Annotated in this window: 15 protein-coding genes; 9 read left to right on the top strand and 6 right to left on the bottom strand. The window is 42.0% G+C overall.

Annotated elements, in window-relative coordinates:
* Positions 1-44 precede the first annotated feature (44 nt).
* The 4 genes from IQ276_RS19130 to IQ276_RS19145 all read left to right on the top strand — a co-directional run bounded on the left by IQ276_RS19130 (position 45) and on the right by IQ276_RS19145 (position 5461).
* The gene (locus IQ276_RS19130; RefSeq protein WP_235115798.1) at positions 45-1370 is read left to right on the top strand and encodes a PAS domain-containing sensor histidine kinase; all 1326 of its coding nucleotides are present in this window, start codon (positions 45-47) and stop codon (positions 1368-1370) included.
* 211 nt (positions 1371-1581) lie between these two features.
* Positions 1582-2250 (top strand): phosphate signaling complex protein PhoU, encoded by a 669-nt coding sequence (phoU, locus tag IQ276_RS19135; RefSeq protein WP_190876289.1) that lies wholly within the window; start codon positions 1582-1584, stop codon positions 2248-2250.
* Between the two features lie 807 nt (positions 2251-3057).
* The gene (locus tag IQ276_RS19140; protein WP_193924162.1) at positions 3058-3654 is read left to right on the top strand and encodes a Crp/Fnr family transcriptional regulator; all 597 of its coding nucleotides are present in this window, start codon (positions 3058-3060) and stop codon (positions 3652-3654) included.
* Between the two features lie 163 nt (positions 3655-3817).
* A complete protein-coding gene (locus tag IQ276_RS19145) occupies positions 3818-5461 on the top strand; it encodes an iron uptake porin (RefSeq protein WP_193924160.1) in 1644 nt (547 codons plus the stop codon).
* A gap of 68 nt (positions 5462-5529) precedes the next feature.
* On the opposite strand, the gene IQ276_RS19150 is transcribed toward IQ276_RS19145, so the two are convergent.
* Positions 5530-5790 (bottom strand): hypothetical protein, encoded by a 261-nt coding sequence (locus tag IQ276_RS19150; protein WP_193924158.1) that lies wholly within the window; start codon positions 5788-5790, stop codon positions 5530-5532.
* Positions 5791-6208: 418 nt separating this feature from the next.
* Here IQ276_RS19150 and IQ276_RS19155 point away from each other — a divergent pair, with 418 nt between their 5' ends.
* The 4 genes from IQ276_RS19155 (at position 6209) to IQ276_RS19170 (ending at position 9360) form a co-directional block, all read left to right on the top strand.
* Positions 6209-6811 (top strand): DUF3318 domain-containing protein, encoded by a 603-nt coding sequence (locus tag IQ276_RS19155; RefSeq protein ID WP_235115799.1) that lies wholly within the window; start codon positions 6209-6211, stop codon positions 6809-6811.
* A gap of 306 nt (positions 6812-7117) precedes the next feature.
* Positions 7118-8668 carry a hypothetical protein gene (locus IQ276_RS19160; protein WP_193923758.1) on the top strand — a complete coding sequence of 517 codons (1551 nt, stop codon included), beginning with the start codon at positions 7118-7120 and terminating at the stop codon, positions 8666-8668.
* Positions 8669-8786: 118 nt separating this feature from the next.
* On the top strand, positions 8787-8978 hold the full coding sequence (locus IQ276_RS19165; RefSeq protein ID WP_193923756.1) for a hypothetical protein: 192 nt from the start codon (positions 8787-8789) through the stop codon (positions 8976-8978).
* Between the two features lie 193 nt (positions 8979-9171).
* Positions 9172-9360 carry a hypothetical protein gene (locus IQ276_RS19170; RefSeq protein ID WP_073643164.1) on the top strand — a complete coding sequence of 63 codons (189 nt, stop codon included), beginning with the start codon at positions 9172-9174 and terminating at the stop codon, positions 9358-9360.
* Positions 9361-9600: 240 nt separating this feature from the next.
* Here the strand turns inward: IQ276_RS19170 and IQ276_RS19175 are convergent, their stop codons facing one another.
* Positions 9601-9999: a hypothetical protein gene (locus IQ276_RS19175; protein ID WP_190876295.1), complete on the bottom strand. Its 399-nt coding sequence runs from the start codon at positions 9997-9999 to the stop codon at positions 9601-9603.
* Between the two features lie 383 nt (positions 10000-10382).
* On the opposite strand from IQ276_RS19175, the gene IQ276_RS19180 reads away from it, so the two are divergent.
* A protein-coding gene (locus IQ276_RS19180) for an IS630 family transposase (RefSeq protein WP_193926078.1) occupies positions 10383-11461 on the top strand; the annotation gives its coding sequence in 2 pieces (ribosomal slippage) (positions 10383-10851 and positions 10851-11461; 1080 coding nt in all).
* A gap of 41 nt (positions 11462-11502) precedes the next feature.
* Here the strand turns inward: IQ276_RS19180 and IQ276_RS19185 are convergent.
* The 4 genes from IQ276_RS19185 to acpP form a co-directional block, all read right to left on the bottom strand.
* On the bottom strand, positions 11503-11796 hold the full coding sequence (locus IQ276_RS19185; RefSeq protein WP_193924757.1) for a hypothetical protein: 294 nt from the start codon (positions 11794-11796) through the stop codon (positions 11503-11505).
* A 154-nt stretch (positions 11797-11950) separates the two neighbouring features.
* Positions 11951-13963 carry a transketolase gene (gene tkt, locus IQ276_RS19190; protein ID WP_193924755.1) on the bottom strand — a complete coding sequence of 671 codons (2013 nt, stop codon included), beginning with the start codon at positions 13961-13963 and terminating at the stop codon, positions 11951-11953.
* A gap of 396 nt (positions 13964-14359) precedes the next feature.
* Positions 14360-15610 carry a beta-ketoacyl-ACP synthase II gene (fabF, locus tag IQ276_RS19195; RefSeq protein ID WP_235115800.1) on the bottom strand — a complete coding sequence of 417 codons (1251 nt, stop codon included), beginning with the start codon at positions 15608-15610 and terminating at the stop codon, positions 14360-14362.
* 122 nt (positions 15611-15732) lie between these two features.
* Positions 15733-15987 (bottom strand): acyl carrier protein, encoded by a 255-nt coding sequence (gene acpP, locus IQ276_RS19200; protein ID WP_190876303.1) that lies wholly within the window; start codon positions 15985-15987, stop codon positions 15733-15735.
* Between the last annotated feature and the right edge of the window lie 13 nt (positions 15988-16000).

The raw sequence follows: 16000 nt of genomic DNA on the forward strand, positions 1-16000 counted from the left end.
ATAGTTGTTAGTTTTGAGTAATCACAAAAAAACTAACGACTCAAATGCTCTTATTGGGATTTTTTCTGGGTTTAGCGGTAGGCATTGGGTTTTGGGTTTGGCAACAGGTTCAACTTAACCGCTACCTGAGACGCGTAATCAAACCGTTAACCTCCCATTCTGACAAACTAGGACTGCCGTTGATTCCTGGGTTACGGCAGGAAATTATGCTTTTAAGGCAGCAGCGACAAGATTTGCAACAGTCGCTGCAAACTTACCAAGACTTGCTGGAATTTGCACCAATAGGATATTTGCAGGTGGATGAAGAAAATCAACTGTTGTGGTGCAATCAGCAGGCGCAGGAAATTTTAAATTTGCAAAGGTGGCAACCAGGGCAGGTGCGCTTGTTGTTGGAGTTGGTACGGTCTTATGAACTCGATCATTTAATTGAAAAAACTCGTGATTGGCAAAAACCACAGACGAAGGAGTGGGTATTTCACCCATCTTGTGATAATGCCGCAGAGATACCGACAATCAAATCTTTGACTTTGCGGGCGTGTAGCTTGCCTTTACCAAATGGACAAGTAGGGGTATTTTTAGAAAATCGTCAACCCCTATTGGATATAAATCAAGCACGCGATCGCTCTTTTTCTGATTTAGCTCATGAACTCAGAACGCCCTTGACTTCCATTCGCTTGGTTGTAGAAACTTTACAAAACCGCTTGGAACCGCCTTTAAATCGCTGGGTTAACCGCCTCATGCAAGAAGTTGACCGGCTGATTAGTTTGGTGCAAAGCTGGTTAGAACTCACCCAAATGGAAGCAAACCCCAACATGCAATTGCAAACCGAAGCTGTGGAATTGCGATCGCTAATTGCATCTGTTTGGGAAACCCTAGAACCATTAGCACAGCGGCAACATGTGTCTCTGAACTATTCTGGGCCAGAAAATCTTTGGATTAAGGCAGATCAAGCCCGCATTTACCAGGTTTTTCTCAACTTACTGGACAACAGCATTAAGTATAGTCTTCCTTCTACTTCCATTCACGTCCAGGCGAAAATCCTATCAACAAATAATAATGGTGTCAATGGTGGTTCTTCATCCCTCGAAATAAATCTTATTGATTCGGGAGTAGGCTTTTCCCAAGCAGATTTGCCCCATGTTTTTGAGCGATTTTATCGGGGAGATAAAGCCAGAACCCATTCCCCGCAAGATAATAATTCTATAGGGGCGATTGTTGGCAATGGCTTAGGTTTAGCGATCGTTCAACAAATTCTTCTCGCTCACGGTGGTTCAATCAAAGCTATGAACCATCCAGAAACAGGTGGGGCGTGGATGCAAATTCAATTTCCTCAAGTCATGGCAAACTGCCTAAGCCAAGACTATAGTTGAAGAAGAATACAGAATTCAGAATTCAGAATTCAGCAATCTTTTAGTGGGGGATTCAGACCCACCACTAACTGTAGACCACCAAATTGAAAATTACGCGCGAGTGTTCCACCGTTTATTCATCCACCAGTCACACAGAATTAATTCTGAATTCTGACTCCTGACTCCTGAATTCTTTCTTGTTAAAAATATCTTCACGTTTGAGATTACAAGTGTGAAAGCTGTCCGTTACAGTCCCAATTCTCAGAGACCCCAACTGGCACGCGGTATTAGGCGTTTAGAACGGGATGTATTACGCATGGGAGCTTTGGTGGAACAATCATTTCGCCTCAGCCACCAAGCGTTATTTGCTCGTAACCTAGCAGCAGCTGAGGAACTTCCCCGATTAGATAAAAAAATCGATCGCTTTTATAGACAAATAGAGTCAGACTGTACAGCGATTATGACGCTGCAATCCCCTACACCACAAGATTTGCGTTGCTTGAGTGCTTTTATGCAGCTAGTGCGGGATTTAGAGCGCATTGGTGATTATGCTGAGGATTTAGCTGAGATTGCGATTAAAATCTTTCCTTATGCGCCTCACACGTCTCTACCAGATATTGAAGTCATGTCCCGTCACGCCCAGGCAATGTTAGCAACTAGCTTAGTGGCTTTGGCAGATTTTGATGAAGCAGGTGGGCGGGGTTTAAAGCACTTAGATGACACTGTAGACGATGCCTATGATCGCGTTTATCAGGCTTTAGCTCAACAACGCGATGTACCAGGCGTCGTTGAGCCAATTGTACTGTTGGCACTGGCGATTCGTTGTCTTGAACGCATGGCAGATCATGCCACTAATATCGGTCAAAGGGTAGCATATATCGTCACTGGTCAACGCTCGTAAACTACCCCAACCCATACACGAACGCAGGGTGGTTTCATACAAGCAGAGAAAAATTAAAACTGGGTTTCAAAGCCTCTCCCCCACCGGGATTGCTGTGCCCCTACGAAAGACCTGGTTTTTGAATCATCCATATTTGGTATTTTGTGTCAAAGAAGAGGAAAAGGGGCAGGGGACTCTTAGCAGGGGGGAAACCCCATAAATAAATTTAGGGGCTTGAAACAAGGACGCATCATTTCTCGTGCTATGCATCTCGAAATAAATATTTTTGCTTTTGTGCATAAATAAATTTAGGGGCTTGAAACCCTTTTTGCAGAGGAATTTCAGTATCTTTCTCCCCTGCCCCCTGCCCCCTGCTCCCCTGCTTCTTCGGTCAATGCGTAAGTCCTATTATTATTTAGGGTGATGCGGGGACGCAAAGAGATTTTAATGATAAGTGATTAGCCGGACATGATATCACGGTATGAGTTAGGGATTTAAACCCTAACTCATACGAAGTACTGTTCCAAAGATTTTTATCAATGGTATGAGTTTTATAAAAAACCAAAAAATTAAGTTAACTAAACATTTTACAAAAAGCTTACCTTTTCTTAAACTTGCACAATTATAAGTAAGGGGTAAACAGCTAAAAAATTTCCTTTTATGTCACTAATATATGGCTCGAACCAAAAGCTATTCTGATGACAAGGTTTTGATTTAGCTGCTAGTTAGTGAAATCTCAGCATAGAGAATTATTTAATAGAGAAAATATTAGATTTTTTTAATAATTTAAGCAGCAATATTCCCTCATAGTCTGTGTGCCTACGGTTCATGATGTATTCCACAATTCCCACTCCAAACTCTTCTCGGCTGTCAAACAATTCTGCTGTAGAAGGACAGGCATCACAATACTTATTTACCCGTCGGGAAGTAATTCCGCTTCGGAATGATGTGCTTTGGCGCATTGAACATGGCGCAGTTCGTACCCTAACGTGGGGCGAAGACGGAACATTCATCACTCTTGGTTATTGGGGACTAGGAGATCTCATTGGCTATCCTTTATCTAGAATTAGACCATATCAAATCGAATGTCTCACAGCTGTAGAAGTCAGCATTGTGCCTGCTCACTTGTGGCATCAAGATGTTGATGCTTTATTGTCTCACATTCAACAAACTGAAGATTTACTGAGCATAGTCCATCGTAAACCAATTTCCTTACGTTTATGGCAATTTTTGCTGTGGTTAAGCGAAAAATTTGGACGTGATATAGATAAAGGCAAGCTGATCGATCTGAATATTACCCATCAGGATATTGCAGAAGTCTTAAACACTACGCGAGTTACAGTTACACGACTTCTACAGCAGTTTGAGGAAGAAGAAGCGATTTTACGTCACAAGCGCCGCATCATTTTGCGGTTACTAAAATAAATTAATTAGCAATTTTAATTGAGCAGTATATTAATTTGCTTGTATTAATCACAGGAGATAAGGTATAATCGGTGCTGTGATTATGTGTGAAATAACCCAAAAGTAAAGTGTTTTAAGCACTTTACCATCCTTGGATTAGTAGGTGTGAGTGAAAGATAAGAACATGACAAAACAATTCTGGAATTTGATTAAGGTTAGTCCCGTTGTTCTAGCTGCTACATTTGTGACTGCGAACAGCGCCTTTGCTGGTGAAGTTAACGAGCAAATAACAAATGTTGCCCAGTTATCTCAAGCTCAAGAGTCTAACAACATCGATCAAGTAACATCTGTTTCTCAGTTTTCCGATGTTCAGCCGACAGATTGGGCATTCCAAGCTTTACAATCCTTGGTTGAGCGCTACGGCTGTATTGCAGGTTACCCCAACAGTACTTATCGCGGTAACCGTGCTTTAACCCGTTATGAATTTGCCGCAGGCTTGAATGCTTGTTTAGACCGAGTTAACGAACTGATTGCTACAGCTACAGCTGATTTGGTAAACAAACAAGACTTGGCTACCCTACAACGTTTACAAGAAGAATTTTCTGCTGAACTAGCAACCCTGCGCGGTCGTGTGGATGGCTTAGAAGCCCGCACTGCTGAATTAGAAGCTAATCAATTCTCCACTACTACGAAGTTGGTTGGGGAAGCAATCTTTAATGTGACTCAGGCTTTTGGTGAGAAAGTAGTTGATGGAGCTTTAGACACCGATTCTGCCGATAACGCTGACCTTGAAAGCAACACCACTTTCGCTAACCGGGTTCGTTTGAACTTGTACAGCAGTTTCACTGGTACAGACCAATTGCAAATCCGGTTGGCTGCTGGCAATATCGTCAATAATAGCGACCAAACTGGTACTAACATGACCCGTTTGGGCTTTGAACAAGATACCGGCAATAGTGTTGACATCGATAAAGTTAACTACGCTTTCAACTTTGGTGATGCAATACGCGTAAAAGTTGATGCTACCGGCGCTGAATTGTACGAAAACGTCAATAACTTCAACCCTGACTTTGCTAGTTCTGGTAAAGGTGCTATTTCTCGGTACGGACGTTTCAGCCCCATCTATCGCCAAGGTTCTGGTGGCGCTGGTTTGACTGTTACCTTGAATCCCAAAGGCCCCATCAGCTTGAGTGCTGCATACTTAGCTCCGAATGCTGAAGATCCTACCGCTAGTAACGGGCTGTTCAATGGTGATAGTACTCTCTTCGGTCAATTGAGTTTTCAACCAAATCCAGCGATTGGTGTTGGTCTGACCTACGCTCGCAGTTATGTTACTGGAGGCGATAATATATTTGGTGCCACCGGCAGTTTATTAGCCAATGATGCATTTGATGGCGCTCGCACTGAATCCAACCATTATGGCGTACAAGTTACATTTAAACCCAGTTCTAGGTTTACCATTGGCGGTTGGGCTGGCTTCAGCGACGTAGAAGCTAGAACTGCTGGTGCTGCCGTGGCTGCTGGTAACAGTACAGATGTATTTTACTGGGCTGCCAGTTTAGCTCTCAAAGACTTTGGCACAGAAGGCAGCACATTGGGCTTTATCTTTGGTCAATCACCCAGAGTAACTGACAGTAATGTTGCTGATGGTGTTGGTGGAACTGTTGAAGATCTTGATACCGCATATCATGCAGAAGCGCTTTATCGGTTCCAGGTCAGCGATAACATTGCTATTACCCCTGGCTTGTTAGTGATCTTCAATCCGGATCACAACAATAACAATGACACCATTTATGTAGGTACTTTGCGTACTACTTTCTCCTTCTAAAATCTCAGAATTAGATAAATAAAACCCCGCCTCAAGGTGGGGTTTTGTTTTGTTGGGGAAAAAATTGGCTATGTAGGATTATGATCTGGCTGATTGGATAGATCCTTTGGGCGGCGATCGCTACTCCAAGCCCACCACACACAACCACAGTTACAAGAATAGAACTCTTGCCATTTACGACGACGGTCTTCTGTAAGCACGGGCGATCGCCGATTTAACCAAACTTTTTCAGCTTCAAGGCTACTTGAGGAGCAACTAGGACAGCAAAATTTGTAGGCATGTATTGCCTTATTTGTCCATTCAGGTGCGAGGGGAGCAAAAGCGTCCATGATTAGGACAGGGAGTAGGGAATAGGGAGGAGCCACTGCGGTCTTGGGGTTTCCCCAAGTGGAGCAAGTGGCGTTGGGGAGTAGTGTAGTTCAATCTGAAAAACACTGTAAAATGAGTGAATCAATATTCTTAAGAGTTTGTCTATCCTATTGATATGTCTGAATCTATAGAAGCTTTCAACAATAGAACACTTATTTTTTAAGAGTATTAACGAGACATTACAAATCAAAGACTAACACAAAAAGTTTATCTTTTTCATATCTTCCACCAGTTTTCAGGGCAGGCTCGACGCCCACCCCACAAATCTAGATAATTTTTGTGGTATGGGTATCTCGCCCGTCCTACTATTCTCAATTCTGAGAAATTCAATATTTTAGGAACTAGTCAGTATGCACATTATGGCTAATAATTAAAATTATGGAGCCAAATGTTGAAATTCGCCGTTTATTAGATGTGATGCCTGCTTCTGGTCGGATGACGACAAAAATTGTTAGCAAGCCGGAGCAAGCAAAAGTAATTGACGCCTCCTTTCCTGAACCCTGGAATCAGGCGCGACCAATATACATTAATTTCGATTTGTGGCGTCGCCTGACAAAGCCACAACGAGACTTGGTGCTGTTGCAGGTGGTTAGCTGGTTGACAGGAGTGAGGTGGTTTAAACCCGACATTTATCAAGGTGTAGTGCTGGTGGGGTTGTTGGGTGGATTATTGGAAGCAGCGCAATCGGATGTGGTGGGTGTAGCCGTAGCTGGGGGATTAAGTGCGATCGCCTTTGTTCGCATCTGGCGGACTAATAAATCTCAAGAGTCAGAGTTAAACGCTGATGCAGCAGCAATTCGGGTAGCACAACGGCGCGGTTATTCAGAAGTTGAAGCAGCAGGACACCTATTATCTGCTATTGAAGCGGTAGCCAAAATTGAAGGGCGTTCCAGTTTAAATTTTACCGAATTGATTCGTTGCCAAAACTTAAGAGCGATCGCTGGTTTGTCACCAGTGAGTATGCCAGAAAATTATCAGTAGAAATGAGTCATAATTCAGGAGTTGGGAGGCAGAAAGTAAAATCTGCTCAGTTAAATCATTTCATTGATTGAAATTTTACGTTTTATTATGTCTACCTACTTAAAAATTAGAAATTTAGAAGACCATACCCATAATAAATGGATAGAGTTTTAATAAGCAATAATTTTGAGATTTTTTGGCCCATAAACCAATATTTCAGACGCTCACGGACACGGCAAATAGCTACTATATCAATCATTCCGACTTCAATTGATGCTGAATCCTGACTCCTGACTTCTTCTTTATAAATTTAATTTTGCGTTAACAATGTTAAACAAAAAAATCATCAAGTATGCTTCAAGATTACCTTTTCATTCTCCTTGGTTTATTATAATTATTTTCTCTATTCTTGGTTTAATAGGTATTCTTAACCATTCGATGTGGCGAGATGAACTAAATCCCTGGCTTATTGTCAGAGACAGTGAATCTTTTGGGGATTTAATTGCAAATATTCGTTATGAAGGTCATCCTGTTCTATGGTATTTTTTCCTGGCAATTCTGAGGAAAATAGTTGACAATCCTATTATTATGCAAATTTTTCATTGGGCAATTACTGTTGTCTCAGTTAGTCTTTTTTGCCTATATAGCCCTTTTAAATATCAACAAAAGTTTCTATTTTGCTTTGGTTACTTTATTTTTTACGAATATCTTTTAATTTCTCGAAACTATGCCTTTAGTGTGTTGTTTGTTTTTGCATTCTGCACAATTTTCTCATCCAGAAAAATAACTTATGCTTATTTGGCAATTTTATTGGGCTTACTAGCAAATAGTAGTGCTTATGGTTTATTGGTATCATTTTCTTTATCATTGACTTTGCTAGCTGAATTTTGTTTTGATAGTGAACATCGCAAACAGTATTTTAATCAAAGTCAAAAATATGATTTATTTTTAAGTACTCTAATTATCATATTCTCTTTTATTCTATCCATTTATATTATTACTCCTCCAACAGATAGTTATCTTTATGGTGGGTTAAATAATGGCTGGGTAATGCAATTAGATTTCCGGCATTTCTTGAGAAGCATGGGTAGAATATTTGGTAGTTATTTATTAATTATTCCTCAACATAAAAAATGGCTAGATTTAATTATTTGTGCAATAATTACTTTATTTATTGCAATTTTAACTTTGATTAAATTATCTAAAAAGCCAGTTGCTTTATTTTTATACATTATCGGAAATTGCATAATATTTGCCTTTACATACTTGAGATTTACAGGTATGCCTCGACATTTTGGACATTTCTATCTAATTCTGATAGCGGCTTTATGGCTGGGAAGTTATTATCAAGATTCTCTAGTTTTATTCAATAAGTTTTCCCTTCGTCCAAATTCAATTACATTTGTTCAAAAATGGCATCATCTGGCTTTGATGTTAATTCTTTATGTCCAGTTTCTGGGCGGTATTTATAGTTTTTCCAGAGATTTAGTTCTACCATTTTCTGCCAGTCGTGAAACGGCTCAATATATTCAAAAAGCTGGGTTAGATAATGAGTTTATTGTTGCCAGTAGAGATGCGAATATGGCTCCTTTATCGGGTTATCTCAATCGAAAGTTTTACTATCCTGAGCTTCAAAAAATGGGAAGCTTCACCCTATTTAACAAAGGTCGTCAAGATGTTGAACAAGTTCAGATATTAAGCCAAATTAATTCTCTATTGAAAAATCAAGATGAGGAAAAGAAAATTTTGCTGATTTTAAATCAAAAACTTAATGTCAACCGCAACGATTTGAAGATTGTTCCGATTAAAGATTTTCAGAGAAACTGGGTGGATAGTGAACGATATTATCTTTATTGGGTAGGTGGTACTAATTCGTAATTCGTAATTCGTAATTCGTAATTAATAAAGTCTTGCTTAGTCTGGCTTTCAGGGTTTCGATCTGTTTCATTATTTTCAGTAAATGGTATGAAGTATAAAAATAATGCATTAGAAAAATTTGAAGTTATCAAGCAGATTACGCCAGTCCATAGCAGAAGATATTTCATTAAAGCTACAACAAGGAACTAATCCTGCTCCCTTAGGCGTTTTAAAGCACTGTTCTGTTTTGGAAACTAAAGGCTTGATTGTCCTACAAGGAGAATGTGCCACTAAAACACCCAAAAATCAAGCTTTTACATCGTTAGACTAGCTTGCGACTATCGATAACTAGCTGTGATGGGTGAGGCTACTTTACACTGGAATAGGAGAATGTGTCGTTAATTAACTTAGATGTCACAGACTCAGGAGTTTATTCATACCTTACCGATGTTGGTTATGAACTACTTACCTCGTGTGGTAAAACTTAATTTAAATTTTGTCAGTTACTAACGGAGTTGATGAGAATGAACTTTATTGTTTTTGTCTTAGTAGTGGTTTATGTAGGCGGCGTTTGGAAGTTTTGGAATGGGTTTGGACGGACTAATTTTAATCCAACTTTGACCAATCGCATTGGTTTATCTTTGCTATGGCCAGCTTTGTTTATTACTAACCAATCCTATCGTCGAAACTTTAGAAAGGCATTAAAGGGCTAGATTTTACTATTAAGTTATTTGAACTTGATAGTGATATACAGCAGAATTCAGAATTCAGGAGTCAGAATTCAGAATTAGAATAGTTGCTCTACCTAGCTTTAAGACCTAGATAGTGAACTTTACTAACTTTAAATCTGCTGTAAATGCAAGCCGCCAACCCCCCTTTCCTAGTAGGAAAGGGGGGTTGGATCTACTTATCCTAAAAGGAGAGAAATTAGGGAAGGAATAAGTTCCTAAGGTTTATTTGCCATTGGTGAGAAGATGGATTGCTCCACCTACGGCTGCGCCATCAATAGCATTGCCAAGGGTATCTTTGCGATCGCCAGTAATTACACCAGTCAATGCGCTAGCGCCTGCACCGACACCGATATCTTGACCAGCGTTGCGGTGACGGCGATCGCCTCTGAGTCCATTTGCACCGTTCACGGCTGCACCAGTGGCACCACCTTTAACAGCATTACCTAAGAAACTACCATTTCCCCTAATAGCCCCGGTTACCACATTGGTAGCAGCCCCAATACCGATATCGCGTAGTACTTGATCGTCAGCAGCAGCCGGTTTAGCGGGTACTAGAGTAACACCAGCTAAGCTTGCAGCCATGAGGCTGGGTAAAAGTGTGCGTTTTAGGATTGTATTCATTATGTTACCTTCTCAAAACATCAAACAATTGAATAAAGTTCAAAGTTACTGGGGTCAGACAAAATCTGATTTTTTCGTTTGGACAACAGCAACTATTTATTGTTTGAGAACACATACATCATGACATTTACAAAGTCATAATTACTTCTACTCAAAGCATGAAGTTATATTCAGTCTAGAGAAGGCCTTGGCTATTTATTCGGTCATTCTGGCGACTACACATTGACAAAATAAATTAAATATAGAGTACGGTTTTCCGGACATGAAAGTTTGATTTGTCATGCTAAACCACGTAGTGTTTACCGTATCTATAGGAATCATATTTGATTTCTGAAAAAGTGTACGAGATAATACGGAGAGAGATATCTGTCTAAGAGCGAACAATGATAGAGCAGCATCTACAACCTGCGATACCTTCGGTGAGCTTCGCTAACGCAGAACTACAAGAATTTATAGATAATCGCCCGGATGCCCGTGAGGTGAGAAAAGCTTTGGCAGTGAAACTGGTTTATCAAGGCTACAAGTATGAGGAAATTCAAACAATTTTAGATGTCTCTGTTGGTTCAATAACAAGCTGGAAGCAAGCTTATAAGGAATATGGAATTTGCGGATTGCGCTTAAATTATAAAGGCAGAAAGAGTTACCTGAGCGATGAACAGCAACAAGAAGTATTAAGTTGGTTGCAAACTAAGGAGATTTGGGAGCTTGGTGAACTGGAATACAAATTGGCTTTTGAATATGATGTCATCTACGAATCGAAACGGAGTTATTATGATTTATTTGACGCGGCGGGAATTAGTTGGAAAAAAACTACTGGCTTAAACCCAAAGGCGGACATTGAGGCTGTAGCTGCAAAAAAAAACAGATTGAAAAATTGTTGGACAGCAATAGAGAGGAGATAGAAGAAGGAAGACTGAGAGTATTACTAATAGATGAGTGCCATCTGTTATGGGGAGACGTAACTGGTTATGTCTGGGGAAAAACTGACCAAGAAATAGCAATTGGCATCGTTAACGAACGAGAGAAGCAGACATACTACGGGGCGGTTGATTATCTCGATGGTAAGTTGCTTCTTAAAGCTTACAATGCTGGCAATTCAGACAATACAATTGATTATTTACGTTATTTATTAGACCAGTCTCCCAACCAACGATTACTGCTTTTTTGGGATGGTGCTTCTTACCATCGTTCACATCTGGTTCAAAACTTTTTAGGAGAGATAAACCAAGGTTTGTCTCCAGACCAGTGGAAAATTCATTGCGTTCGCTTCGCTCCTAATTGCCCATCACAAAATCCAATTGAGGATATTTGGTTACAAGCTAAAACCTGGGTGCGGCGTTTCTGTGCTTTGATTCCTTCGTTCTCTCATCTCAAATGGATGTTTGAGTGGTTTCTCCGACACACTAACTTTGATTTTGACACTTTACAGATGTACGGAGCTTTTTCAGAAATCAAATACTAGTCCTATAACAATATTTGTATCTAATAAATAAGTCACTGGATTTATTTTCGTTTTACCGCTTCATCGTACATTTTGATTTGCTCAGGTGTCAAATCATTTAACGTACCAGAAACAGCTTCTAAGACAAGAATCTTATCAATTCTGCGTGTTAGATCTAGTTCGGTAATAGCTTTCATGTCTTCCGGTGAAAACTGTCCAAACATATTTACTAACATTTCTACCATTTCTTGTTTGTCTAATTTCAATTGATATAAATTATTATCTTGAAACAACTTTTCTACAATTGGTAATATTCGAGCGACTAAGGCATCTCTTTGGCTTGAAATTTCCTGCATATCTTCCTCACAATGATTTACTAAATTACTTCAATTATAAACAATTATCCTCAGCGAACCTCTGCGTATGCCTTGGCGCTCCTCTGCGTTTAAAAAACAAAAAAAGGCGGGCAAGATGCCCACCCCACAAAAATTTCAAAATATTCTGTTGCTATTAACCCAATAATTGCTTAGCTTTGGCTAACACATTATCAACGCTAAAACCAAACTTCTCTAGACAAACACCACCTGGCGCGGAAGCACCAAAGCGATCGATACTAACAACGTCGCCTTCAGTACCTACGTACTTGTGCCAGCCGAAACTGGAGGCAGCTTCTACAGCCAAGCGCTTGGTGACAGCTTTCGGCAATACAGACTCTTTATAAGCTGCATCCTGGGCTTCAAACAAATCCCATGCAGGTAGCGAAACAACACGGACTTTCTTACCTTCGGCTGTGAGTTTCTCGGCTGCGGTGACGGCGAGGCTCAATTCTGAACCAGTGCCAATTAGGATCAATTCTGGTGTACCGTCGGAATCCACCACTGTGTAACCACCCTTGGTTACGCCTTCAATGGAAGTACCTGCCAAGTTGGGGACATTTTGACGGGTGAATGCCAACAAAGTTGGAGCATTTTCTTTTGCTCTTTCGATCGCCACTTTATAAGCACCAGAGGTTTCTGTTCCATCTGCGGGACGAATCACCGTCAGGTTAGGAATAGCCCGCAGGGAAGCTAAAGTTTCAATGGGTTGGTGGGTTGGGCCATCTTCACCTTGTCCAATGGAGTCGTGAGTCATCACCCAAATCACCCCAGCTTGAGAGAGGGCGGATAAGCGGATGGCAGCACGCATGTAGTCTGTGAAGATCAAGAAGGTAGCACCGTAGGGAATTAATCCCGAACCGTGCAACGCAATACCATTACAGATGGCACCCATAGCGTGTTCCCGGACACCAAAGTGGATGTTGGGGTTTTCGTATTGCCCTTTCTGGAAGTCGCCTTTGCCCTTGATTTCAGTCAGGTTGGAGTGGGTCAAGTCAGCAGAACCACCGATTAACTCAGGTAAAACTGCTGCTAGTTTGTTGAGGCAGGTTTCCGAGTGTTTGCGGGTTGGTAGTCCTTTGTCTTCAGGAGTGTAGGTGGGTAGTACTTTATCCCAACCATCAGCCAGTTTGCTGCTGACGTAGCGTTCAAATTCGGCTGCTTCTTGGGCATACTTAGCTTTGTAGTCAGCAAATACTTTGTTCCACTCAGCTTCATAGCCTGCGCCGCGTTCAACAGCTTTACGTGCATGATTGAGGGCGTCTTGGGGAACTACAAAAGGCTCGTATTCCCAACCCAAATTTTTACGTGTCAATGCTATTTCGTCTCCACCCAAAGCAGCACCGTGAACACCAGCGGTGTTTGCTTTGTTGGGGGAACCGTAACCGATGGTGGTTGTTACCTTAATAAAAGAAGGCTTATCGGTGACAGCTTTGGCTGCTTCAATGGCATCAGCGATCGCTTCGAGGTCAGTGTTACCTTCTTGAACGTGTTGGACATGCCAACCGTAAGCTTCAAAGCGCTTAGAAACATCTTCGGTGAATGCCACATCTGTGGAACCGTCGATGGAGATGTGGTTGTCGTCGTACAGAGCGATGAGTTTGCCTAATCCCAAGTGTCCTGCGAAAGAACAAGCTTCACCAGAAATGCCTTCCATGTTGCAACCGTCACCCAAAATTACGTAGGTGTAATGGTCAACAATCTTAGCATCGGCTTTATTGTATTTTGCGGCGAGGTGTGCTTCGGCGATCGCCAAACCGACTCCATTGGCAATTCCTTGACCTAGTGGCCCAGTGGTGACTTCCACACCTGCGGTCATGAAGTTTTCTGGGTGTCCAGGGGTTTTGGATTCCCACTGACGAAATTGCTTGATATCTTCAATTGTGACGCTATCGTAGCCTGCCAGGTAAAGTAGGGCATACTGCAACATCGAACCATGACCAGCGGACAAGACAAAGCGATCGCGGTTAAACCATTTCGGATTTTTGGGGTTAAACCGCAAAAAGCGATCCCATAGTACAAAGGCCATGGGAGCCGCGCCCATCGGCAGCCCTGGGTGTCCCGATTTTGCTTTTTCTACGGCGTCAATAGCCAAGAAGCGGATCGAGTTAATACAAAGTTCTTCGAGGGATTGGGTTGCAACAGCCATAATATGATTGTTTTTAACGACGGGTTAGCACTCTTTGAGCTTCTCACTCTTTCTGGGGTTATTTTTCACAGTTAACAGTTAACACTTTCATTTATTGGGTTTGGGTTGCCCGCATCAGTTTGGTAACCGATCGTTGATAACTGAACAGTGATTAAAATTTCCCACAGTATCCTCATCATCCCATTCCCGATTGTCGATGGACAAGCGGGATCTCCGGAGTTTCTAGTGATAAATCAAGCTGATAATCGGGTCATGCTGAACGCTTGGCTGATATCAGAATGATATCTATGGTACTTTTGGGCATTGGGCATGGGGCATTGGGCATTGGGCATTGGTTATTCTTTCTCCCCCTGCCTCCCCTGCTCCCCCTGCTCCCCCTGCTCCCCATTCCTGACTTTACAGGTATTTCTTAAAGGCTAGTGTGACATTATGACCGCCAAACCCGAAAGAATTGGATAGTGCCACTTCAACTTTTTGAGCGCGGCTAGAGTTTGGCACGTAATCTAAGTCACATTCTGGATCGGGATTTTCGAGGTTGATTGTCGGGGGAATTTGGTCATTAGCGATCGCCAGTACTGTCGCTACTGCTTCAATACCTCCAGAACCGCCCAATAGATGGCCTGTCATAGATTTGGTGGAGCTGATTGCCACTTTATAGGCATGTTCTCCCAGAGCTTTTTTGATGGCTGAAGTTTCAGTGGAATCATTAGCTGGGGTGCTGGTGCCGTGGGCATTGATGTAGCTGATTTGTTCGGCAGTTAGTCCTGCGTCCTTGATCGCCAGTTCTATGGCTCTAGCTGCGCCGAGTCCACCAGGTACGGGGGAGGTGATGTGGTAAGCGTCACAGGTCATACCATAGCCGATCATTTCGGCATAAATGTGAGCGCCGCGACTAATGGCGTGTTGCAGTTCTTCTAGAATTAAAATTCCTGCACCTTCGCCCAAAACAAATCCATCGCGATCGCTATCAAAGGGACGGCAAGCATGAGCTGGGTCGTCATTGCGGAAAGAAAGCGCCTTACAAGCAGCAAATCCAGCCACCGACAATGGTGTGACAGCTGCCTCCGTGCCGCCGCAAATCATTGCTTGGGCATATCCCCCTTGAATTAAGCGAAAAGCGTCTCCAATGGCGTTGGAGCCAGCCGCGCAGGCTGTGACAACGCAGGAATTTGGCCCTTTAGCACCAGTGTGAATTGCTGTTAGTCCTGCTGCCATATTGGCAATCATCATCGGTATCATGAATGGACTACAGCGATCAGGTCCGCGGTTGAGGTAGATAGTTTGCTGATCTTCTAATACTTTGATGCCACCAATGCCAGAACCGATCATGACACCCACCTGTTCGGCGTTTAAGTCATTGATAACTAACTGCGCGTCAGATATAGCTTGTTTTGCTCCTGCAACCCCAAATTGGGCAAATCGATCCATGCGCTTGGCGTCTTTGCGCTCCAAATAATCATGTGGATCGAAGTTTTTCACTTCACCAGCTATGCGGCAATCATGGCGAGACGCATCAAAAAATGTGATGTAGTCAATGCCATTGCGTCCACTCAATAATCCTTCCCAATATTCTGTTGCTGTGTTACCAATAGGTGTAATCGCGCCAACACCAGTTACAACAACGCGTTTACGTGTAAAATCTGTCATGATTCAGTTAAAGGTGGCGAAAAAGCAGCAGGCAAAAAATTCGAGATTAGCAACTAGGTACTGGTGACTAGGTGCGGGAGAAAAATCTTCCCAATCCCCAATCCCCAATCCCCAACTCCCAATTAAGCTGATGTAGCAACTTTGTTGCTAATGTAATTTACAGCGTCTTGAACCGTTAAAATTCCTTCGGCAGCTTCGTCGGGAATTTCGATATCAAATTCTTCTTCCAAAGCCATTACTAATTCAACGGTATCTAAGGAATCAGCGCCTAAATCTTCCATAAATGTGGATTCTGGTTTGATTGTCTCAGGTTTTTCAACGCTAAGTTGTTCGGCAACGATTTTTTTAACTTTGTCAAAAAGTTCTGTTTGGCTCATAGATATAAAGTCC

The sequence above is a fragment of the Desmonostoc muscorum LEGE 12446 genome, assembly GCF_015207005.2.
In the GTDB taxonomy this organism is placed as follows: Bacteria; Cyanobacteriota; Cyanobacteriia; order Cyanobacteriales; family Nostocaceae; genus Nostoc; species Nostoc muscorum.

Coding starts and splice junctions, on each gene's coding strand:
- IQ276_RS19160 (WP_193923758.1), top strand. CDS start 7,118: ATGTTAAACAAAAAAATCATCAAGTATGCTTCAAGATTACCTTTTCAT.
- IQ276_RS19185 (WP_193924757.1), bottom strand. CDS start 11,796: ATGCAGGAAATTTCAAGCCAAAGAGATGCCTTAGTCGCTCGAATATTA.
- fabF (WP_235115800.1), bottom strand. CDS start 15,610: ATGACAGATTTTACACGTAAACGCGTTGTTGTAACTGGTGTTGGCGCG.
- IQ276_RS19170 (WP_073643164.1), top strand. CDS start 9,172: ATGAACTTTATTGTTTTTGTCTTAGTAGTGGTTTATGTAGGCGGCGTT.
- IQ276_RS19175 (WP_190876295.1), bottom strand. CDS start 9,999: ATGAATACAATCCTAAAACGCACACTTTTACCCAGCCTCATGGCTGCA.
- IQ276_RS19145 (WP_193924160.1), top strand. CDS start 3,818: ATGACAAAACAATTCTGGAATTTGATTAAGGTTAGTCCCGTTGTTCTA.
- tkt (WP_193924755.1), bottom strand. CDS start 13,963: ATGGCTGTTGCAACCCAATCCCTCGAAGAACTTTGTATTAACTCGATC.
- IQ276_RS19140 (WP_193924162.1), top strand. CDS start 3,058: ATGATGTATTCCACAATTCCCACTCCAAACTCTTCTCGGCTGTCAAAC.
- IQ276_RS19150 (WP_193924158.1), bottom strand. CDS start 5,790: ATGGACGCTTTTGCTCCCCTCGCACCTGAATGGACAAATAAGGCAATA.
- IQ276_RS19155 (WP_235115799.1), top strand. CDS start 6,209: ATGGAGCCAAATGTTGAAATTCGCCGTTTATTAGATGTGATGCCTGCT.
- IQ276_RS19130 (WP_235115798.1), top strand. CDS start 45: ATGCTCTTATTGGGATTTTTTCTGGGTTTAGCGGTAGGCATTGGGTTT.
- acpP (WP_190876303.1), bottom strand. CDS start 15,987: ATGAGCCAAACAGAACTTTTTGACAAAGTTAAAAAAATCGTTGCCGAA.